This is a genomic window from Flavobacterium suncheonense GH29-5 = DSM 17707, assembly GCF_000430025.1.
Classification (GTDB): Bacteria; Bacteroidota; Bacteroidia; order Flavobacteriales; family Flavobacteriaceae; genus Flavobacterium; species Flavobacterium suncheonense.
In genome coordinates, this window is record NZ_AUCZ01000004.1 from 141,162 (window position 1) to 160,925 (window position 19,764).

Below are 19,764 nucleotides of genomic sequence, written 5' to 3' on the forward strand. Positions count from 1 at the left end.
ATCGGGTATTAATTACAGCCACAGCCACCGCCGGTTTTTCCGCCGTTTGCACCGGAACTTCCTTCGCGATAGAGTTGGAAGGTGTTTTCGAACTTTTCCGTTTTTTTGGCCGCCAGTTCCATTTCAGCATCGTTGATTTTCGATTTCTGATATTCCTTAACCGGTTTGCATCCGACACTTAGCACAAAGGCGGATAGTAAAACAATTTTCTTCATACTGTTAAGTTTTGAGGTTAAGTGAGTTTTATGTTATGGGAGAAATATTTAGTATCGTTATCATCAATAATAATGCATCCGATATGTTTTAACTGATTGATAAAATCCAGACCGACTTCGATTCCCATTACGGTTACCGGTGTGGCTAAGGCGTCTGCAATTTCTGCATTTTCGGCTATGATGGTAACGCTTTTGATGCCGCTTACCGGAAATCCTGTTTTCGGATCGATGGTGTGCGAATAGCGTTTTCCGTCAATCATCACGAATTTTTCATAGTTTCCGGAAGTGGCAACGGCAGTATTGGTAATTTTGAAGGTAGAAAAAATACCATTTCTCAGATTCGGATTCGCAATACCAATCGTCCAAGCTTCCCCGTTTTCCTGATAACCCCACGCCGATAAATCGCCGGAAGCGTTTACAATGCCGCTTTCCACACCGTTTGCAATGAGTTTTCGTTTGGCCATTTCTGCGGCATAACCTTTTCCGATTCCGCCAAATCCGATGCGCATGCCTTTTTGTTTCAGAAAGACGGTTTTTTCGGATACATCGAGGATTATGTTCTCATAATTAATGAGTGCCACCGATTTTTTTGCCGTTTCGGCATCGGGTAACGAGGTCATGTTCAAATCGAAATTCCAGAATTTTTTGTCGATGCCGCCGTAACTGATGTCGAAAGCGCCTTGCGTTATTTTGGAAATCATCTGACAGCGTTGGATAAGGCTGAATACTTCTTCAGTTACTTTAACCGGCCGGACTCCCGCATTTTCGTTGATTTCATACGTTACGCTGTCGGTTGAAAAAGTCGTAAGCAGTTTTTCAATGCGCCGGATTTCTTCGATGGCAAGGTCAATTTTTTCGGTACACCACTTTTCGTCGGGTCCCAAAACAGTGAACTCGAAGCGGTTGCCCATTAATTTTTCAACCCTTTTTTGCTGCATTATCCTTTCAGTTTGGCGATGAATTCATCAAGCGTTTCCGTTGGGTAATGTTCCCATTTTTTTAAGATTTCTCCTTTGTTGTTTAGTAACAGTATCAGCGGGAAAAGGCCGTTGTTGTTATATTTTTCGGCTAATTTTTCATTCTCCTGCATGATTTCTGCTGGAAGCTGGTTTTTTTTCAGTCTCGGAAAATCGGCATTAAAAACCACTAAATTTTCATTGCTGAATTGTAGGAAAGGCTCTGTGGTAACGAAATACTTTTTAAATTTTACGCACGGAGCACACCAATCGGAACCGGAAAAAAACAGCAACACTTTTTTATTTTCAGTTTTTGCTTTTTCTAGCGATTGTTCGAAGGTTACTCTGTTCGTTTCCTGAGCTGTAAGGGTAAAAGACAACAACATCAGAAGTCCTGCAATTTTCATTTTCATAGTCATCATTTCAGTAGATTATGGAATATAGGATTTGCTAAATTGTTGAGAAACAACAGTTCATAAATCAATTATTTATTCTACAGTAAATGTAGGATGGAAATTTTGAAAAAAGAAGTTCCTAATCTAAAGATTCGATTAAGATTAAGTCGCCCTCCTCATGAGTAATGGAAACAATGCCGTCTTCCGCCACATGATTGCTGCTTCCGGTGCGGTAACCGATGGTAAGAATGTCATCTTTCAGCGGATAAAACAGGTTTTCCGAATGAATCCCGCTTACTTTTCCAATCGGAATGAGTGAAATGATGCTGTCTTTCGGATACCATTTCTGAAAGTGCTTCGGCAGTAAAAATATCTTCGAATGATCGTCCAGAATTACAATTTTCAGCTGATCGCGAAACCGGACGATGTTGGTAATGTTGGTAATGGTGTGATCGGCGCGTTTTCCGGTGGCCCAGAGTACGTTTGCGGCTTTGTGTCCTTTGGTTACGAGGTAGTCAAAAGCTTTTTCCAGATCGGTTTTCTCCTGGTCGGGCGTGTGTACGATTTCAATCGGATATTGTTTTTCACGATAGTATTCGGCATCAAAACCGCGGTCGAAATCGCCTAAAAGCACATCGACTTTTATCCCTAATTCCAAAACCCGTTCGATGGCAGAATCGAGCACAATGACCAAAGGCGACCATTCCAGCAGCTGGCCGAGCAGTTCTTTGCTGCATTCGGCTCCGTTAGCAATAATTAAAGCGGGTTCCTGATCGTCGCGTACGATGTGGTGTGATGACATTATCGTGAAATTTTGTCAAAGATAACTATTGTACCAGATAATTCCGCAAATCGGTTTCACCCAAACTGAAATATCCCAGTGGATAATTGGCAGGATTGGTCTGATTGATAATATTGCTGCGGAGCGTAACCGGTGGTGTGGCAAACGGATTGCCGGCATTGGTGGTGGCAATGGCAATCAGTTTGTTCATATAATTATAGTATTGTTCGGAAATTCCCTGAACCTGTAATAAAATAGTAGTGCCCGATTCGGTTTCTCCGCTGGAATAAAAGCCAAACATCGGATTGCCCTGAAAGAATTCATCGCTCAACGTACCGTATTCCGGAATGACTTTGTTGGGGTTTTTTACGGTTAACAGGTAGAAATTATCTTCGGCGCCATTGTCCTGAAAATACCATTTTAACTGGATTTTATCGCTGCCATCCACATCGGTTACGGTTTCCTGTTCCACATATAAAATCTCTGGTGTGGCGTAAAGGGTATTGGTTGCGGCATACGTTTGCCCATTGTATAGTACGTTCAGCGTATAACTTTCGTTGATAACAGGAACAAAATCTGTGCAGACGTATTCTCCGGTTGTGCCTATTTCCGCGAAAGCGAAAACGGTATTGGTGCTGTTCGTAATCTGTACAACCGCACCGGAAGCCGGAACCACGTCATTGGTGTAGTAATTGTTGGTCATGCTCAGTCGGATGCTTTGGGTTTCACCGGCTGTTCCTTTTTGCCATTTGATTGCGGCGTCGATTACTAGTCTTGGGTTCTCATCGTTTAAATCGACATCGACTACATCTTCACAGCCAACAGTGACGATTGTCAATACCAAAACAGCTAAGTAATGAAAGAAGGTTTTCATGTTCTTAAAATTTAAAGTTGTAGGTTACCGAGGGCACTATGCCGAAAATAGAAAGCCGTATCGCTTCGTTAGCACCCGTTTCATAATTCTGACGGAAACTGATGGAAGCCGCATTTTTACGGCTGTACACATTGTAGATACCGAAAACCCATTCGCCTTTCCAACGTTTGTTTTCCGATTTTTTAGGCGTTAAAGTGGCCGATACATCCAAATGATGGTAAAATGGTAAACGGTCTGCATTTCTGGAATTGTAACTCGGAACTGTGATGCCCTGATACACGTATTTTCCGTTAGGATAGGTTACGGGTTGTCCGCTCTGAAAGGTGAAATTCGCGCCAAATGTCCATTTTTTGTTCCATTTATAATTTCCGGTTACCGCCAGGTTATGGGTTTTATCATAAGCAGAATTGTACCATTCGCCGTTGTTGATGCCTACTTCGTTTGGGGTTCTGCCCGGTGTTTGCTGTTGCGATTTGGAAAGCGTATAAGCAATCCAGCCGTTTAAGTTACCGGTGTTTTTCCGGAATAAAATTTCCAGTCCGTAGGAACGCATCCTACCGTTCAGGATAACCTGTTCAATGGCTTCGTTGGCAATCAGATCGGCGCCGTCGATGTAATCCATGCGGTTTTTGACGGTTTTGTAATAGGCTTCGGCTTCGAGCGTGTAATTATCGTCTTTGAAATTCCGAAAATAACCTACGGCAAACTGGTCTGAAAGCTGTGGTTTGATGTAATTGTCGCTGGGTGTCCAGACATCAAGTGGTGTAGGGGAAGCCGTGTTGGAAATCAGCTGCAGGTATTGCGTCATTCTGTGATAACTGGCTTTCACAGAAGAATGTTCGTTGATTTCGTAAGCGACAGCCAAACGCGGTTCCAGATTCTGATAATCTTTGATGACTTTGCTTCGGCTGAAAAACTGTGTGCTCACCGGTTCGCCTTTCTCATAAATCTGAAGCGCTTCATCATAGGTTACCGGCTGATTGTTTTCATAATAATTGATAGTGGACGGCCCTAACCGGTAAAACAAGCTGTGGCGCAATCCGTAGGATAGGGTTAATTTGTCGCTTATTTCCTGTTCAGCATCGAGGTAGAAAGCATGTTCCAGCGCATATTTTTTGTCCAGCTGTCTGTAGTTGATGGACGATTCATCATCCAAAGGTTCAATGGTGCCCGGGTTAAAACTGTAATGGTTGGTATTGACACCGAAATTGAGTTTAAGTTTTTCAGTCCAATAGTACTTAAAATCGTATTTCAGATTGTAACTCTGTATGCCCGATTTCCAGTTGAAGCCGATGAAATCCAATACCAGTCCGTAATAATAATCGCTGTAGATGAACGACAGATTGGAGAAAAGCTTGTCGGTAAACAAATGATTCCAGCGCATGTTGACGGTTGCATTCCCGTAAGTGTTGGTAAACAGTTCATTCAGGGAAAACACGTCCCTTCCGAAATACCCCGAAAGGTATAAGTTGTTGTTTTTGTTCAACTTATAATTGAGTTTAGTGTTTAAATCGTAAAAATAGGCCGAGTTCTCATTGTCTGTCAGTTTTAAGAAAAGATGTGCGTAGGAAGCCCGTCCGCCGAAAAGAAAGGAGCCTTTTTCTTTTACAATCGGTCCTTCGGCGAGAATCCGGCTGGAAATCAAACCGATACCGCCGTTCATACTGAATTTATTGCTGTTCCCGTCTTTCTGATAAATGTCTAAAACCGAAGAAACCCTTCCACCATAACGAGAGGGAATGCCGCCTTTATACAGTTTTAAGTCTTTAATTGCATCCGGATTGAATACCGAAAACATCCCAAAAACGTGCGAGGAATTGTAAATCGTGGCTTCGTCTAATAAAATCAGATTCTGATCGGCACCGCCACCGCGAACGTTAAATCCCGACTGTCCTTCGCCGGCATTGGTTACACCGGGCAAAAATAAGAGCGATTTGATGATGTCGACTTCGCCCAAAACCACAGGCATTTGCTTGATGGTGGCAATAGTGAGCTTGTTAACGCTCATTTCCGGTTTACGGATGTTGGCCTTTTGTTTGTTGGTGATGATGATTTCGTCCAGTTGTTTGCTGATTTCCTCCAGATAGAACTTTTGCGTTCTGTTTTCGGTAAGATTCACCGTTTTTTCCAATGTCTGATAACCTACAAATGAAATAATTAGAATGTGTTGCCCTTTCGGTAAGGTTAAGGAGTAAAAACCATATTCGTTGGTGTAGGTATAGGCTTTCGAGTTCTTCACCTGAATGTTGACACCGATTAAGGTTTCGCCGGTTTTGGAATCGGAAATGGTGCCGCTCAAGGTGTATTTCTCCTGCGAAAGTACATCCGCAAACAGAAATAAAAAGTAAAGCGGCAAGTATTTTTTCAGCAGCAAAGGCATAGGAAATTGGTGTTGACGGTTGTCCTGCAAATTTCGCAATTTTGAAAGAGAATAATTGTTAAGATTAGGTTAATGTGTTGAGGTTAAGACAAATAAAAAAGACGACTCTTTCGAATCGTCTTTTCAGTATCATTGATTATTGGGTTATGATAATTTTGCCAAAATCGTGTTGAAAGTTGTGCTTGGACGCATAGCTTCAGTTGTAGCACTTTCAGAAGGCTGGTAATAACCACCAATGTTTTGTGGTTTTCCTTGTGCCCCGATTAATTCCGCATCGATTTTTGCTTCGTTTGCCGTTAATTCTGCCGCGATTGGAGCGAATTTGGCCTGTAATTCCGCGTCTTTGGTTTGGTTCGCCAAAGCCTGAACCCAATATAAAGCCAGATAGAAGTGCGAACCTCTGTTGTCAATTCCGCCTATTTTTCTTGCCGGAGATTTGTCTTCTGCTAAGAATTTGGCATTGGCTTCGTCTAAAGTGTCTGCTAAAACCTGCGCTTTTGCATTGTTCTGTGTTTGTGCCAAATGCTCTAAAGAAGCCTGTAAGGCTAAGAATTCACCTAATGAATCCCAACGTAAATAACCTTCCTCGATAAATTGTTCGATGTGTTTTGGAGCAGAACCACCCGCACCGGTTTCAAACAATCCGCCACCGTTCATCAACGGAACGATGGATAACATTTTAGCCGAAGTTCCTAATTCTAAAATCGGGAACAAATCGGTTAAATAGTCACGCAATACATTTCCGGAAACTGAAATCACATCTTTTCCCTGACGGATGATGCGCAAAGTTTCTTTCATCGCATCCTGCACATCCATAATGCGAATGTCTAAACCTGTTGTATCGTGATCTTTTAAGTATTTCTCAACTTTTTTGATGATTTCTCTGTCGTGCGCTCTGTTTTTGTCTAACCAGAAGATAGCCGGAGTATCCGACAATCTCGCTCTGTTTACGGCTAATTTTACCCAATCCTGAATAGGAGCGTCTTTGGTTTGACACATTCTGAAAATGTCACCGGCTTCTACTTTTTGAGATAATAAAACCGTTCCGTTTTCGTCTTCCACGGTAACCGTTCCGTTTTCTGCTACCTGGAATGTTTTATCGTGAGAACCGTATTCTTCTGCTTTTTGAGCCATTAATCCCACGTTTGGAACCGAACCGATTGTTTTTGGATCTAAAGCACCGTTTTGTTTCATTTCATCAATACAGGCAGAATAGAAAACGGCATAAGAACGGTCTGGAATCATGGCGATAGTATCTTCCTCTTTTCCTTCTGCATTCCACATTTTACCGCCACTGCGTGCTAAAGCAGCCATTGAAGCATCTACAATTACGTCTGACGAAACGTGGAAATTGGTAATTCCTTTGTCTGAATTCACCATAGCCACACGCGGACCGTTAGCTAAAGCATCCGTAATCGCTTGCTTGATTTCAGTTTCCTGCGGAATTCCGGCAATTTTGTTGTATAAATCCTGTAATCCGTTGTTTGGATTGATGTCTAAGGATTTGAATAAATCAGCATATTTCGTGTACACATCGGCAAAGAACGTTTCCACAATGGCTCCAAAGATAATCGGATCCGAAACTTTCATCATCGTTGCTTTTAAGTGTGCTGATAACATTACGTTTTTCGCTTTAGCATCGGCAATTGTAGCGGCTGCGTATTGTTTTAAAGCCTTCAGGTTCATTACCGAACTGTCAATAACTTCGCCTGCTTTTAGGTTAGCGAAATCTTTTAAAACAGTAGTTGTGCCATTATCTGAATTGAAAACGATTCTGAATTTTCCGTCATTCTCAACCGTAGTAGAATTTTCTGTTCCGTAGAAATCACCGGAATTCATGTGTGCTACTTCTGTTTTGCTGTCTGCAGCCCAGGTTCCCATTCGGTGTGGGTTTTCTTTGGCGTAATTTTTAACGGCTTTCGGAGCGCGACGGTCGGAGTTTCCTTCACGTAAAACCGGATTCACGGCCGAACCTAAAACTTTACCGTATTTGGCTTTGATGTTTTTCTCTTCGTCGCTTTGAGGTTCTTCCGGATAGTTGGGAACCGCAAAACCATGAGATTGTAATTCTGCAATCGCTTCTTTTAATTGAATAACCGAAGCAGAGATATTGGGTAATTTGATGATGTTTGCTTCCGGAGTCGTAGCCAATTGACCAAGTTCCGTTAAAGCATCACCAATGCGTTGTTCTTCTTTTAAAAATTCAGGAAAGTTGGCCAAAATACGACCAGCCAAAGAGATGTCTCTTAATTCGATATCAATGTCTGCAGGCGCTGTAAAAGCTTGTACAATGGGTAAAAAGGAATGTGTGGCCAACATAGGAGCCTCATCAGTCAAAGTGTAATGGATTTTTGATTTTTGTGCCATTGGATTGAATTTTAAATGCTATAGCTGTGTTTTTTAAAGTGTTTTTTGAAAGATGCTTAAAAAAGCGTAGCAAATATAATAAAATCAGTCCGAAAAGCGGTTGGGAAATTGACGGGAAATTGTCGGAAAATGAACGAATTATCAGATTGTTATTTTGGGAGTTGTAATTTGTCAAAATGATAATTTTGACGTAATTTTTTTGCATAAAAAAAGCCTCGAAATTCTCGAGGCTGATTTTATAAACTTCAGAAAGGGAATTATCTTCTTCTTTCTTTGATTTTTGCTTTTTTACCAGTAAGTTCTCTGAAGTAGAAGATACGAGCTCTGCGAACTTTACCTCTTTGGTTCACTTCAATTTTCTGTAAAGCCGGCATGTTTACAGGGAAGATACGCTCTACACCTACAGCACCAGACATTTTACGGATAGTGAATGTTTCAGTTACACCAGCACCTCTTCTTTGGATAACAACTCCTTTGAAGAACTGTGTACGGGTTTTTTCACCCTCTTTAATTTCGTAATAAACAGTGATAGTATCACCGGCGTTGAATTCAGGAAAATCTTTTTTCGCTACGAATTCGTCTTGAACAAATTTTAATAAATTTGACATGATCGTTTTAAATTAAATGTTTGAATCAGAGCAACATACACGGTTATCGTCAGAGGTTGGGCCGAATGTGGCTGCGAAATTACGATTTTTATTTTAAATCACAAATTTATTTGAGAAGTTTTCAGTCACAGTCGCGGTTTTCAGTGTTGAATTTACGCGAATAGATACCGTGAACTGAGACTGTAAACAGCGCTTTTTATTCCTCTAACAAATCCGGTCTTCTGTTTTTCGTGTGTTCAAAAGCCATGTTTTCCCGCCATTTTTCAATTTCGGGTGTGTTGCCGCTCAGTAAAATATCGGGAACTTTCCAGCCTTTGTATTCTGCTGGTCTTGTATAAATTGGAGGGGAAAGCAGATTGTCCTGAAAACTGTCCGTCAGTGCCGAGGTTTCGTTACTTAAAACGCCCGGAATCAATCGGATAATGGCATCGCACAATACCGCCGCACCCAGTTCGCCTCCCGACAATACATAATCGCCAATGGAAATTTCTTTCGTAATAAAATGATCCCGAACCCGCTGATCTACACCTTTATAATGACCGCAAAGAATGATGATGTTTTTCAAAAGCGACATCGAATTGGCCATTTTTTGATTTAAAGTTTCCCCATCAGGCGTCATGTAAATTACCTCGTCGTAATCGCGTTCGCTTTTTAATTTGGAAATGCAGGCGTCAATAGGTTCGATGCTCATTACCATACCCGCACCGCCGCCAAACTGATAGTCGTCTACGTTTTTGTGCTTGTTGGTGCTGTAATCGCGAAGGTTGTGCAGATGAACTTCCACCAAACCTTTGGCAATGGCTCTTTTCAGGATGGAAGCTTCAAACGGGCTTCGGATTAAATCCGGTAAAACGGTAATGATGTCGATGCGCATGTTTTAAAAAAAGGTTCTGAGGTTCTGAGTTACAAAGTGGCAAAGGTAGGGGTTTTGTCGGAAAAGGGAAAAGGGAAAAGGGAAAAGGGAAAAGGGAAAAGGGAAAAGGGTTAGTGTTACTTCTCCCTTCTCCCTTTTGCTTATTACTAAAATATTAAACCCCAAATTGACGCAAATGATGATCCAAATGTTTCCATTGCAGGTTGTCCCATTCTTCATGCGTCATGGGTCCGAAGAACGGGTGTATATCGGTTTTGATTACCTGCGGGCCTTCGCGGAATTTTTTTACTTTCTCGATCAATTCGACTCTTGTGGCTTCAAAGTCGTAGGAACCGGTACGGATAAACGCCGGTGCGGTTGGGCTGTCTTTTTTAAATTGTGCCGCTCCCATAACTTTTTTTCGGACAATAGTTCTTCCGAAAAAGGCCATAATCGGATTCATTTTTAAGTGCAGATTCCCTAAAACCACATCTAAAGGGCCGATACAATGGGACATCATTTGATCTACGGTCATTTTTCCCCATTGCGAAAGAGTAGTGGGGTGTAATTTGTTAATACGATCGATAATGTTCTGATTGCCTTCGGTTGTGAACAAGCTTTCCATAATGTATGATTTTATTTTTTAATCGCGGTTAACGAATACACCATAGGGATTTTGTTGTCCAGATGTTGTATTCTGAATTTATTGGGTTCAAATTCTTCGGTGTTGTTGAAACAATTATAAGGAGAATAATCGTATTCTTCAAACGAAGTGATTTCTAAATTATTGTTAAGCAAAGCAGTAAAAACTTCCGAAAGCGGATGATTCCAGCTCACGGTTTTGTTTTCAATCGGCGCATTTTTATCGGCATACGTACCTTCTCCGTTTTCCAAAATGGTTTCGATGTTGAAATAGCTGTAACCGACTTCTTTAAAGTTGTCGTCAAACATCCACACCACGGGATGAAATTCCACAAAAACAAACTGACCGTTTGGTTTTAAGAACCTGGAAATTACAGCCGCCCATTTGTTTAAATCCGGCAGCCAGCCAATAGTGCCGTAACTCGTAAATACGATGTCAAACTGTTCGTCCAGATGATTGGGTAAGTCGTACAAATCGCAACAGATGAACTTTGCATCGGCGTTCATTTGTTTGGACAGTTCTTCTGCTTTTTCAATGGCGCGGTCTGATAAGTCGATACCGGTGGACTGTGCGCCCAATTTGGCCAGCGAAATGGTGTCCTGTCCGAAATGGCATTGCAGGTGCAGTATTTTTTTGCCTGAAACATCGCCCAATAAAGACAGTTCGATGTCGTTTAACGAAGACCGGCCGTCCAGAAAACTTTCCATGTCGTAGAACTCCGAAGCGTAATGCACCTCGGTTTTTTTGTTCCAGCTGGCTTTGTTGATGTCGAGATAATCTTTCGGAATTTCCATAACCCAAATTTTTCTTTAAAGATACAATTCCATTTGAATATCAGCACGATGGTAGTCGGTTTCGTCCAAAGGCGTTTCTTTAAAACCGTATTTCCGATACAGGTTCAGCGCTACATCTAATTTGGTACTGGAAACTAGCATCAGCGTTTTGTAGTGGTGGGTTTTGGCAAAATCGATGCAGGTTTCCACCAGTAAATTGCCTAATTTTTTACCCTGATGTTTTTTGTCTACCGCTAATTTAGCCATTTCGACGACTTCATCGTTTACTTTCTGCATGGCAACTGTTCCGACAACTTCGTCGTCTAGCAAACAGAAGAAAATTTCGCCACCGGGTTTCAGAATAACTTCTTCGACATTGTTACAAACATCTTTGTCGTGTTGTTCCACAAAGAAATATTCTTCCAGCCAGGCTGTGTTTAAATCGATAAAACGTTGTTTGAATTCAGGTTTGTAAGTGATGATTTTAGGTTCCATCCTGATTGCATCAATAGTCTGACAAAGTTAATGAGTTTTCAGTTTCGCTTCTGCTAACGGTTTCATATTTTATGAAAGATTTTAGATTTAATATTCGTAATTTTGCCTTTCAGAAATTTAAAAGAAATAAAACATGCAAGACGGAATTTACGCAAAATTCAATACTTCAAAAGGAGTGATTTTGGTGAAATTAACTCATGATAAAACCCCGGGAACAGTCGGAAACTTTGTTGGTCTGGCCGAAGGGAAACTGGAAAACGATGTAAAACCGCAAGGGAAACCGTACTACGACGGACTGAAATTTCACCGTGTAATTCCGGATTTCATGATTCAGGGCGGATGTCCTTTGGGAAGCGGCGTTGGCGGCCCGGGATATCAGTTTGACGATGAGTTTCACCCGGAATTAAGACACAACGGGCCGGGAGTATTGTCTATGGCGAATGCAGGACCTGGTACGAACGGTTCTCAATTTTTCATCACACACGTTGAAACGGCCTGGTTGGACAACAAACACACGGTTTTTGGTCATGTTGTGGAAGGACAGGATGTGGTGGATGCCATTGCTCAGGGCGATACGATTGAATCTGTTGAAATCGTAAGAGTAGGTGAGGAAGCTCAAAAATGGAACGCTGTTGAAGCTTTCAGAACTTTCGAAGGTTCAAGAGAAAAGCGTATGGCAGAACAGAAAAGATTAGCGGAAGAAGCTTTAGAAAAATTAGCAGCCGGTTTCAAGAAAACAGAAAGCGGTCTGCGTTACCAAATCATCCAGAAAGGAAACGGTAAACAGGCAGAAAAAGGTAAAACGGTTTCCGTACACTACCAAGGTGCTTTAGACAACGGAATGGTTTTCGATTCCTCTTACAAAAGAAAACAACCGATTGAATTCCCGTTAGGAAAAGGCCACGTAATTGAAGGCTGGGACGAAGGTATCGCGTTGTTGCAAGTTGGTGATAAAGCGCGTTTCGTGATTCCTTCTTATTTAGGATACGGATCTCGCGGTGCGGGTGGTGTGATTCCGCCGGATGCAACCTTAATTTTCGATGTGGAACTGATGGACGTGAAGTAATCCGAAATATTCTTAAAAATGGAAAGCTCTCTTTTTCGGAGAGCTTTTTTTATTAGATTTACTGTCTAAAACCAATTGAATTATGAAAGTAAAACTGTTTGGGTTAGCTATTGCCTCCCTTTTAATGTATTCCTGTGCTTCCAAAAAGGTGGCACAAAACACAACTGAAGCAGCTAAAACAATTGAATTAACTGCAATACAGCAACACGGAAAAGGATTATACGAACAAAACTGTGCAAAATGCCATAAATTGTTCGAACCTTCCAAACACAATGCCGAAGAGTGGAAAGTTACTTTGGGCAGAATGCAGAAGAAAGCTAAAATTTCTGATGAAGATACTGCAAGTATTTACGGCTACCTTACTGCAGGAATGTAGTCAAAAAAAATATAAATTGCGGAAAAGCTCTCATTTGGGAGTTTTTTTATTGAAATAGATTATTTTTGAGGATTCAATTTTGAAAGGATGAGGTTTTTAGTTTTTCTGTCACTTTTGTTTTCATTGTCCGTGAAATCTCAAATCACCACCATGCACTGCGGTTATGACTTTACGTCGTATCTGGTTTTGGATGTACACGAAGACGGAAAGAAAGAGAATGTCAAAGGGTTAAAAATCACCGTGGTGGATAGTACCGGGAATGATGTTATCAATATCAACAATGTCTACAGCTGGAACAACAGTAACCAACCGCTGCAGTTTTCCTTAAACTATCAGATAGACGAAAAAGGCGATAAAATAACGGCTGAAAATCTCAAAGCGCGATGGTTTTTTCCGTATGCCAAGGATAATTACCTGCTTTCGGTAGCCAATACGTTTCCCGCCGACGATTTTCGCTTAAAAATCGAAGATCCGAATAAGAAATTCAAAACACAATTCGTACAACTTTATGCCTTTAATATGTATGTTTTGTGTGCGAGTCAGAGTGAAAAAGCCGTTCAGTTTGGCAAAAAACAAAACCGTCCGATCGACATCGTGCTGGAAAAAAACAAATAAAAAAACACCGTCATTACAGATGAGGTGTTTCACTTTGCATTAATTTTCAGATTCATTTTTAACGGAAATTACCTTAAAAGTTTTGGTTCCGGCCGGTAATTCCCAGTCAATCTGGTCGTTTTCCTTAAATCCGATGATAGCAATGCTTAGCGGTGCTAAAACGGAAATTTTGTTTTCCCTTACGTTGGCCATCGAAGGCAGTACAATTTGAAACGTTACTTTTCGTTTCGCGGAAAGATCTTCAACCGTAACTTTCGAGTTCAGTCGGATAAAATTTTCATCGTCCGCTTGGTCTTTTACCACAATACCCCGTTCGAGTTCGGCATTTAAAAGCATGATGTCTTTGGAATTAACGGCATTGACGCTGTTTTTTACCATTTCTTTCAGTAAATGATGTTCGGTTTTTAAAAAAATCGGAATTGGTTTCATACGCTATTAATTAAAGTTGATAGATTTCGAACAAATCAGCTGTTTTGAGGTACCAAAAGTTTGTCAAAACAGCTTTTGATGCCATAATTATAAAATGTTAGGGAGCGTACCTCAAAAAGAAGCTGCTTGGTTAGAAAAATAGATTTTGAATTTTCGTGAAAAAATCCTCCGTCCGAGAAAAAAATATAAAGTTAGACGGAGGCCTGATTGATGAAGGCCTTGTTGTGTGAAAACAGCACAATAAGCCTGCATTTGCTGCAAGCTACAGAGGAAAAGTATGTGCCGGTATGATTCAAGTTTTGTACGATTTGGTGTTTCAAATTTAGAAAAAGAAAAGCGAACGGTCAAGAATTTAACTTCCATTTAATATTACAGCCGATACTCGGTTTTTGTTCCGCATTGATGCTTCGGTTGTAAATTACACCGTCAATGGCGCTGCGCAAATCACTGCCGCTTACCGGGATTCCGTTTCCGGGACGGCTGTCGTCCAGTTGTCCTCTGTAAACCAGTTTGTCAAGATTGTCAAAAAGGTAAAAATCCGGTGTACAGGCGGCGTCGTAGGCTTTGGCCACTTCCTGCGTTTCATCGTACAGATACGGAAATTCAAAATGATGCCCTAAGGCGAAATCCTGCATGAGTTCCGGCGCGTCCTGAGGATAAGCGGTAACATCGTTACTTGAAATGGCGACAATACCCAATCCCTGAACGCGATAATCGTTGGCAATGCGAACCACTTCTTCAATGACATGGTGTACAAACGGACAATGGTTGCAGATAAACATCACTAAAGTACCCTTTTTGCCTTTTAAATCCGCAAAGGAATAGGAGTAGGCAGAATTGGTGTCTTTCAGATAAAATTCCGGCGCAATAGTGCCTAACGGTAACATGTTGGAAGGTGTTCGAGCCATGATGATTGCAAATTATGGTTAAAATTACTAAAAAAAATGAATTTTCTGACCGAATTTGTAATTTAGCCGAAAACCTTATGTATGCTCACTTGGGAAGAATTTGAAAAAGTAGAAATGCGCGTGGGAACCATTATCGAAGTGCATGATTTCCCCGAAGCAAGAAAGCCGGCCTATCAGTTAACCATAGATTTTGGTGCAGCAATCGGTATCCGGAAATCGTCGGCACAAATAACGAAACGTTATCAAAAAGAGGAATTGGTAAACCGACAGATAATTGCGGTAGTGAATTTTCCGAAGAAACAAATCGGTAAGTTTATGAGTGAATGTCTGGTGTTGGGCTCGGTTGGCGCAGATAACGACATCGTTTTGCTGGCTCCGGATTTTAAAGTGGAGAACGGTTTGCGGATTGGTTGAGTACAGCAGAAGAAAATATCACGGTAAGCCATAAAAAAAGTCCAAAACAGGTTTTGGACTTTTTTTATGTTTATTCTGACGGTTTATTAAATATCGTCAAAATCAATATCGGTGTAGCTTCCGCCGGCTTTAACTTCTTCCAGTTTTTCCGCGAAGAACTCTTTTTTGAAATCTTTTTGGTGTCTTTCCGAAATTACTTCTTCTCCTTTTTGGTTAAGAACGTATTCGGTCATTTCGGTTAAAATTTCCTGGAAAGCGGCAAAATCTTCTTTGTATAAATAGATTTTATGTTTTTTGAAGTGGAATGATCCGTCTTCTTCCGTAAATTTTTTGCTTTCAGTAATGGTAATGTAGTAATCGTCGGCTTTTGTAGCTCTCACATCGAAGAAATATGTTCTTCGTCCTGCTCTTAAAACTTTAGAAAAGATTTCCTCTTTTTCTAACATTTCATTTTCTCTCATAGTCCTTCTTTCAAAAATTAATTGTGTTAGGTGAAACCAAAAATCTAAAAAAAAACTGTAAAAACCAATAATTTATTGTAATTCTTTTTCGGAAAGTTGCTTATAATACAATTCTTTGTAATAACCTTCCTGATTTACAAGCTGATAGTGAGAACCCTGCTGGATGATTTTTCCGTCGTCAAGAATTATAATCTGATCGGCGTTTTTGGCAGACGAAACCCGATGGCTTACAATGATGGTCGTTTTGTCTTTGCAGAAATCTGTTAAATTGTTCAGGATAGCTTCTTCGGTTTCTGTGTCAACGGCTGATAAACAGTCGTCTAACAATAGGATAGGAGCGTTTTTAATCATCGCGCGGGCAATGGAAACCCGTTGCTTCTGTCCGCCGGAAAGCGTAATCCCGCGTTCACCCAAAACGGTATCGTACTGATTTTTAAATTTGACAATATTCTTGTGAACCACAGCTTTTTTAGCGGCCTCCATTACTTCTTCGTCTGTAGCGTCTTCTTTGCCGAATTTGATGTTGTTTTTGATGGAATCCGAGAATAAAAATGCGTCCTGAGGCACAAATCCGATATGATCGCGCACATCATACAAGTTGAGGTCTTTGATGTTGGTATCGTCAATTTTTACCGCACCGTTTTCCACATCATACAAACGGCTGATTAAGGAAAGTATCGTCGATTTTCCCGAACCGGTTTTGCCCAAAATCGCCAGAGTTTCCCCTTTATTGATTGTAAACGAAATGTTTTTCAGGGCTTCAATATGGGTGTCTTCATAAGTAAACGAAACATTTTCGAAGACAATTTTTCCGTTGATATCGGTTTTGGTTTCCACGGTATTCTGAATTTCCGGAACCACTTTCAGGAATTCGTTGATGCGTTTCTGAGAAGCTTCTGCTTCCTGAACCATGGAGGAAACCCACCCCAGTGACGCAACCGGCCAGGTTAACATGTTGATGTACAGAATAAATTCCGCAATTACACCAATGTCCGGAATCGAACCGTTGATGTACATCATGCCGCCCACGTAAATCACGACCAGATTGCTCAAACCAATCAGTAAAATCATGAACGGCCCAAACAATGACTGAACCCGGGCCAAATCAAGGTTTTTTGATTTACTTTCGTTAGACAAAGCGGTAAAATCGTTCTGTTTCTGACCTTCCAACGCATAGGCTTTGATTACGCGGATGCCCGAAAACATTTCCTGTGTGAAGGTTGAAAGTTTGGAAAGATTCTGCTGATAAGCCGTACTCCGCTTGTTGATTTCCGTACTGATTTTAAAAATACTGTACGCCAAAATCGGTAGCGGAAGTAAAGAATACAAAGTGAGTTTAGGCGAAACCAGATACATCTGAACCGTAACCACCGCAAAACGAATGAAAGTATTTATCGAATACATCACCGCCGGCCCTACATACTGACGCACTTTCCCAACATCTTCACTGATGCGGTTCATTAGGTCTCCGGTGCGGTTTTGCTTGTAAAAATTCTGCGTCAGGCGTTCGTATTGCTGGAAAACCTCATTTTTTAAGTCGAATTCGATATGACGCGACATTACGATGAGGGTTTGTCGCATTAAAAAGGTTAAAAAACCGGCAATTAAAGTGGTGGCTAAAATGAGTAAAATATTTTCGACCAAGGCTTTTTTAACCACTTCGACTGATAAATTGTTGTGCTCTAAAACTTTAATGGAATTTCCAACTAATTTTGGGGTATACAATGTAAAGAATTGCGCTACAATTGTAATCAAAATACCAAGCAGAAAACGGTATTTGTATTTGATGAAATATTTGTTTAAATATTGAAGTTCTTTCATTGGTTTTAGAATATTTTAATAAAATCACTAATTATGTGTTAAAAAGATGATTTTTATTTAGTAAAAAGTCGTTTTTATTCTGAAAATAAATATTGAAAATAAATTAATTTTTCGCGATTATGCTGAAATATTCTGAATAAAATTGTAATTTTGCATTCTGTTTTTGAATATAATTCAACCTATAAAAACATTTTACAACATGATAACAGAAGTTACAAACGCTAATGAGCTTCACAAAATCGACCCTGTTTTCGGTCAGGTTTCCTTTGATAATCATGAGCAAATCGTATTTTGTCACGACAAAGATACTGGATTAAAAGCAATTATTGGAGTTCATAACACAGTTTTAGGACCTGCTTTGGGCGGTACGAGAATGTGGAAATATACAAACGAATGGGAAGCGTTAAACGATGTTTTGCGTCTTTCAAGAGGGATGACTTTTAAATCGGCGATTTCAGGGTTGAACCTTGGAGGTGGTAAAGCGGTTATCATTGGAGATTCCAAAGTAGACAAAACACCGGAAATGATTGCCAAATTCGGTCAGTTTGTAGATTCATTAAGCGGAAAATATATCACTGCTGAAGACGTCGGAACCACAACAGCCGACATGGACTTAATCAAGAAATATACCAATCACGTAACCGGTATTTCCGAAGCTATCGGAGGTTCAGGAAATCCTTCTCCGGTAACTGCTTACGGGGTTTACATGGGAATGAAAGCCGCTGCGAAATATCAGTTTGGTTCGGATAATTTAGAAGGTAAAAAAGTATTGGTTCAGGGTATCGGTCACGTTGGGGAAACTTTGGTGGAACTAATCACTAAAGAAGATGCTTTGGTGCAGATTGCCGACATCAACGAAGCCCGTTTACAGGAAGTTGGCGCAAAATACGGTGCCAAAGTTTTCTCAGGAACAGATTTATACAGTGCTGATGTAGACATCTACGCGCCATGTGCGTTAGGAGCAACCATCAACGACGATACGATCGAAAAAATCAAAGCGAAAGTTATTGCCGGAGCTGCAAACAATCAATTAGCCGTAGAGCAAATCCACGGCGCAAGATTACAGGAAAGAGGTATTTTGTATGCACCGGATTTCTTAATCAACGCGGGTGGTATCATCAACGTTTACGGTGAAATTGCCGGTTACGGTAAAGAAGAAGCCATGCGCAGAACCCAAAATATCTACAACACGACGCTGGATATTTTCAACTATGCCAAAGAAAACAACATCACTACACACCAGGCGGCTTTAAGAATGGCACAGGAGCGTATCGATGCAAGAAAAAAAGAAATCACCGGAAAGTAATTTTCACAGTCAATAATATTTTATAATTTTGCGGAGCGGAAGAGAATCTTTCGCTCCGTTAATTTTTAAAGTTCTTACCAAGATGTTAAACAGAAGACATATCCGTTTGAAAGTGATGCAATCCATTTATGCCATGCATCAGAACAACTCCGATAATCTTGACAAGGAAGAAAAATTCCTGTTTCAGAGTATCGAAAACATTCAGGATTTATATCTGATTATGATTTCCGCTCTTGTGGAAATTCGTAAAGCCGAAGATGATTTCATCGATAAATCCAGTAAAAAACATCTTGCCACCAAAGAAGAACGCAATCCCAACAGAAAATTTATCAACAACCAGGTTTTATTGCTTTTAGACGAAAACAACTCGTTAAGCATGGCTTTGGAAGAGCGCAAAATCACCAACTGGAAAAACAATGACGATTACATCTTATTGCTGCTGGAGGAAATCAAAAACAGCAAACAGTATGAGCAGTACATGAGCAATACGGTGAATACTTTTGAAGAAGACAAACAGTTTGTGGTGGATATGTTTACCGAAATTATCGCGCCAAACGAAAAACTGTATGATTATCTGGAAGATTATAAATTAACCTGGGTAGACGATATTCCGTTGGTGAATACCATGATTGCCAAGCAGCTGAAGCAAATTAAGTCGCCGGAGGAACGCTCTTTCTTCGTGCCGAAACTGTTTAAAGATGCCGATGATAAGGAATTCGTGTGCAATCTGTTCCGGAAAACTGTTTTAAACGATTCGGAATTAGGGAAGGAATTCATCGATAAAACACCCAACTGGGATGCGGACAGAATTGCCGAATTGGACACGATAATTTTAAAAATGGCCATCTGTGAATTTTTGAAATTCCCGTCCATTCCGGTAAAAGTTACCATTAACGAATATTTAGAATTAGCCAAAGAATATTCTACCCCAAAAAGTAGTATTTTTATCAACGGAATTTTAGACAATCTGGTTAAGGAATTCCAAAAGGATAATAAAATGGTTAAAACCGGACGAGGTTTAATGTAAT

Annotated in this window: 22 protein-coding genes; 6 read left to right on the forward strand and 16 right to left on the reverse strand. The window is 40.5% G+C overall.

Annotation, left to right across the window (positions count from 1 at the left end; genetic code table 11):
* Positions 1-8: 8 nt before the first annotated feature.
* The 12 genes from G498_RS0102945 to G498_RS0103005 all read right to left on the reverse strand — a co-directional run bounded on the left by G498_RS0102945 (position 9) and on the right by G498_RS0103005 (position 11,340).
* Positions 9-215 (reverse strand): DUF4266 domain-containing protein, encoded by a 207-nt coding sequence (locus tag G498_RS0102945; RefSeq protein ID WP_026979780.1) that lies wholly within the window; start codon positions 213-215, stop codon positions 9-11.
* A gap of 17 nt (positions 216-232) precedes the next feature.
* Positions 233-1,153, reverse strand: coding sequence for an FAD:protein FMN transferase (locus G498_RS0102950; protein WP_026979781.1), 921 nt, complete (start codon positions 1,151-1,153; stop codon positions 233-235).
* Complete coding sequence (locus G498_RS0102955) at positions 1,153-1,593, reverse strand: thioredoxin family protein (protein ID WP_244877124.1); 441 nt, start codon at positions 1,591-1,593, stop codon at positions 1,153-1,155. The genes G498_RS0102950 and G498_RS0102955 overlap by 1 nt, the downstream gene beginning before the upstream one ends.
* Before the next feature lie 112 nt (positions 1,594-1,705).
* Positions 1,706-2,368, reverse strand: coding sequence for a thiamine diphosphokinase (locus G498_RS0102960; RefSeq protein ID WP_026979783.1), 663 nt, complete (start codon positions 2,366-2,368; stop codon positions 1,706-1,708).
* Between the two features lie 25 nt (positions 2,369-2,393).
* Positions 2,394-3,221 (reverse strand): DUF4249 domain-containing protein, encoded by an 828-nt coding sequence (locus tag G498_RS0102965; RefSeq protein ID WP_026979784.1) that lies wholly within the window; start codon positions 3,219-3,221, stop codon positions 2,394-2,396.
* Positions 3,222-3,225: 4 nt separating this feature from the next.
* On the reverse strand, positions 3,226-5,601 hold the full coding sequence (locus tag G498_RS0102970; RefSeq protein WP_035743858.1) for a TonB-dependent receptor: 2,376 nt from the start codon (positions 5,599-5,601) through the stop codon (positions 3,226-3,228).
* A 144-nt stretch (positions 5,602-5,745) separates the two neighbouring features.
* Complete coding sequence (locus tag G498_RS0102975) at positions 5,746-7,968, reverse strand: NADP-dependent isocitrate dehydrogenase (RefSeq protein ID WP_026979786.1); 2,223 nt, start codon at positions 7,966-7,968, stop codon at positions 5,746-5,748.
* Positions 7,969-8,225: 257 nt separating this feature from the next.
* On the reverse strand, positions 8,226-8,576 hold the full coding sequence (rplS, locus tag G498_RS0102985; protein ID WP_026979788.1) for a 50S ribosomal protein L19: 351 nt from the start codon (positions 8,574-8,576) through the stop codon (positions 8,226-8,228).
* Between the two features lie 196 nt (positions 8,577-8,772).
* On the reverse strand, positions 8,773-9,450 hold the full coding sequence (gene trmD / locus G498_RS0102990; protein WP_026979789.1) for a tRNA (guanosine(37)-N1)-methyltransferase TrmD: 678 nt from the start codon (positions 9,448-9,450) through the stop codon (positions 8,773-8,775).
* 154 nt (positions 9,451-9,604) lie between these two features.
* Positions 9,605-10,054 (reverse strand): DUF1569 domain-containing protein, encoded by a 450-nt coding sequence (locus G498_RS0102995; protein ID WP_026979790.1) that lies wholly within the window; start codon positions 10,052-10,054, stop codon positions 9,605-9,607.
* A gap of 11 nt (positions 10,055-10,065) precedes the next feature.
* The gene (locus tag G498_RS0103000) at positions 10,066-10,866 is read right to left on the reverse strand and encodes a class I SAM-dependent methyltransferase (RefSeq protein WP_026979791.1); all 801 of its coding nucleotides are present in this window, start codon (positions 10,864-10,866) and stop codon (positions 10,066-10,068) included.
* Positions 10,867-10,881: 15 nt separating this feature from the next.
* The gene (locus tag G498_RS0103005) at positions 10,882-11,340 is read right to left on the reverse strand and encodes a GNAT family N-acetyltransferase (RefSeq protein WP_026979792.1); all 459 of its coding nucleotides are present in this window, start codon (positions 11,338-11,340) and stop codon (positions 10,882-10,884) included.
* A 133-nt stretch (positions 11,341-11,473) separates the two neighbouring features.
* Here G498_RS0103005 and G498_RS0103010 point away from each other — a divergent pair, with 133 nt between their 5' ends.
* From G498_RS0103010 to G498_RS0103020, 3 genes are all read left to right on the forward strand, one after another.
* A complete protein-coding gene (locus G498_RS0103010; protein WP_026979793.1) occupies positions 11,474-12,406 on the forward strand; it encodes a peptidylprolyl isomerase in 933 nt (310 codons plus the stop codon).
* An 82-nt stretch (positions 12,407-12,488) separates the two neighbouring features.
* Entirely contained in the window at positions 12,489-12,782 is a 294-nt protein-coding gene (locus tag G498_RS0103015; protein ID WP_026979794.1) for a c-type cytochrome, read from the forward strand.
* Positions 12,783-12,869: 87 nt separating this feature from the next.
* Complete coding sequence (locus G498_RS0103020; protein WP_131387654.1) at positions 12,870-13,397, forward strand: hypothetical protein; 528 nt, start codon at positions 12,870-12,872, stop codon at positions 13,395-13,397.
* A 39-nt stretch (positions 13,398-13,436) separates the two neighbouring features.
* Here the strand turns inward: G498_RS0103020 and G498_RS0103025 are convergent, their stop codons facing one another.
* Together G498_RS0103025 and G498_RS0103030 are read right to left on the reverse strand one after the other, a co-directional pair.
* The gene (locus tag G498_RS0103025) at positions 13,437-13,826 is read right to left on the reverse strand and encodes a GreA/GreB family elongation factor (protein ID WP_026979796.1); all 390 of its coding nucleotides are present in this window, start codon (positions 13,824-13,826) and stop codon (positions 13,437-13,439) included.
* A 344-nt stretch (positions 13,827-14,170) separates the two neighbouring features.
* The gene (locus tag G498_RS0103030) at positions 14,171-14,734 is read right to left on the reverse strand and encodes a thioredoxin family protein (protein ID WP_026979797.1); all 564 of its coding nucleotides are present in this window, start codon (positions 14,732-14,734) and stop codon (positions 14,171-14,173) included.
* 81 nt (positions 14,735-14,815) lie between these two features.
* Here G498_RS0103030 and G498_RS0103035 point away from each other — a divergent pair, with 81 nt between their 5' ends.
* Positions 14,816-15,148: a tRNA-binding protein gene (locus G498_RS0103035; protein ID WP_026979798.1), complete on the forward strand. Its 333-nt coding sequence runs from the start codon at positions 14,816-14,818 to the stop codon at positions 15,146-15,148.
* Between the two features lie 86 nt (positions 15,149-15,234).
* Here the strand turns inward: G498_RS0103035 and G498_RS0103040 are convergent, their stop codons facing one another.
* Positions 15,235-15,609 carry a PUR family DNA/RNA-binding protein gene (locus G498_RS0103040; protein WP_026979799.1) on the reverse strand — a complete coding sequence of 125 codons (375 nt, stop codon included), beginning with the start codon at positions 15,607-15,609 and terminating at the stop codon, positions 15,235-15,237.
* A 72-nt stretch (positions 15,610-15,681) separates the two neighbouring features.
* Positions 15,682-17,430 carry an ABC transporter ATP-binding protein gene (locus tag G498_RS0103045; protein WP_026979800.1) on the reverse strand — a complete coding sequence of 583 codons (1,749 nt, stop codon included), beginning with the start codon at positions 17,428-17,430 and terminating at the stop codon, positions 15,682-15,684.
* Between the two features lie 199 nt (positions 17,431-17,629).
* On the opposite strand from G498_RS0103045, the gene G498_RS0103050 reads away from it, so the two are divergent.
* Both G498_RS0103050 and nusB read left to right on the forward strand, forming a co-directional pair.
* Positions 17,630-18,736 (forward strand): Glu/Leu/Phe/Val dehydrogenase dimerization domain-containing protein, encoded by a 1,107-nt coding sequence (locus G498_RS0103050; protein ID WP_026979801.1) that lies wholly within the window; start codon positions 17,630-17,632, stop codon positions 18,734-18,736.
* Between the two features lie 82 nt (positions 18,737-18,818).
* Positions 18,819-19,763, forward strand: a complete 945-nt coding sequence (nusB, locus tag G498_RS0103055) for a transcription antitermination factor NusB (RefSeq protein ID WP_026979802.1) — start codon at positions 18,819-18,821, stop codon at positions 19,761-19,763.
* Position 19,764: the final 1 nt, after the last annotated feature.

Excerpts from the sequence above, each read along its gene's own strand:
- nusB (WP_026979802.1), top strand. The coding sequence starts at position 18,819 with ATGTTAAACAGAAGACATATCCGTTTGAAAGTGATGCAATCCATTTAT.
- G498_RS0103030 (WP_026979797.1), bottom strand. The coding sequence starts at position 14,734 with ATGGCTCGAACACCTTCCAACATGTTACCGTTAGGCACTATTGCGCCG.
- G498_RS0103045 (WP_026979800.1), bottom strand. The coding sequence starts at position 17,430 with ATGAAAGAACTTCAATATTTAAACAAATATTTCATCAAATACAAATAC.
- G498_RS0103020 (WP_131387654.1), top strand. The coding sequence starts at position 12,870 with ATGAGGTTTTTAGTTTTTCTGTCACTTTTGTTTTCATTGTCCGTGAAA.
- G498_RS0102950 (WP_026979781.1), bottom strand. The coding sequence starts at position 1,153 with ATGCAGCAAAAAAGGGTTGAAAAATTAATGGGCAACCGCTTCGAGTTC.
- G498_RS0102945 (WP_026979780.1), bottom strand. The coding sequence starts at position 215 with ATGAAGAAAATTGTTTTACTATCCGCCTTTGTGCTAAGTGTCGGATGC.
- G498_RS0102960 (WP_026979783.1), bottom strand. The coding sequence starts at position 2,368 with ATGTCATCACACCACATCGTACGCGACGATCAGGAACCCGCTTTAATT.
- G498_RS0102955 (WP_244877124.1), bottom strand. The coding sequence starts at position 1,593 with ATGATGACTATGAAAATGAAAATTGCAGGACTTCTGATGTTGTTGTCT.
- G498_RS0103015 (WP_026979794.1), top strand. The coding sequence starts at position 12,489 with ATGAAAGTAAAACTGTTTGGGTTAGCTATTGCCTCCCTTTTAATGTAT.
- G498_RS0103025 (WP_026979796.1), bottom strand. The coding sequence starts at position 13,826 with ATGAAACCAATTCCGATTTTTTTAAAAACCGAACATCATTTACTGAAA.
- G498_RS0103000 (WP_026979791.1), bottom strand. The coding sequence starts at position 10,866 with ATGGAAATTCCGAAAGATTATCTCGACATCAACAAAGCCAGCTGGAAC.
- G498_RS0103035 (WP_026979798.1), top strand. The coding sequence starts at position 14,816 with ATGCTCACTTGGGAAGAATTTGAAAAAGTAGAAATGCGCGTGGGAACC.
- G498_RS0103010 (WP_026979793.1), top strand. The coding sequence starts at position 11,474 with ATGCAAGACGGAATTTACGCAAAATTCAATACTTCAAAAGGAGTGATT.
- G498_RS0102970 (WP_035743858.1), bottom strand. The coding sequence starts at position 5,601 with ATGCCTTTGCTGCTGAAAAAATACTTGCCGCTTTACTTTTTATTTCTG.
- trmD (WP_026979789.1), bottom strand. The coding sequence starts at position 9,450 with ATGCGCATCGACATCATTACCGTTTTACCGGATTTAATCCGAAGCCCG.
- rplS (WP_026979788.1), bottom strand. The coding sequence starts at position 8,576 with ATGTCAAATTTATTAAAATTTGTTCAAGACGAATTCGTAGCGAAAAAA.
- G498_RS0103050 (WP_026979801.1), top strand. The coding sequence starts at position 17,630 with ATGATAACAGAAGTTACAAACGCTAATGAGCTTCACAAAATCGACCCT.
- G498_RS0102965 (WP_026979784.1), bottom strand. The coding sequence starts at position 3,221 with ATGAAAACCTTCTTTCATTACTTAGCTGTTTTGGTATTGACAATCGTC.
- G498_RS0103040 (WP_026979799.1), bottom strand. The coding sequence starts at position 15,609 with ATGAGAGAAAATGAAATGTTAGAAAAAGAGGAAATCTTTTCTAAAGTT.
- G498_RS0102995 (WP_026979790.1), bottom strand. The coding sequence starts at position 10,054 with ATGGAAAGCTTGTTCACAACCGAAGGCAATCAGAACATTATCGATCGT.
- G498_RS0102975 (WP_026979786.1), bottom strand. The coding sequence starts at position 7,968 with ATGGCACAAAAATCAAAAATCCATTACACTTTGACTGATGAGGCTCCT.
- G498_RS0103005 (WP_026979792.1), bottom strand. The coding sequence starts at position 11,340 with ATGGAACCTAAAATCATCACTTACAAACCTGAATTCAAACAACGTTTT.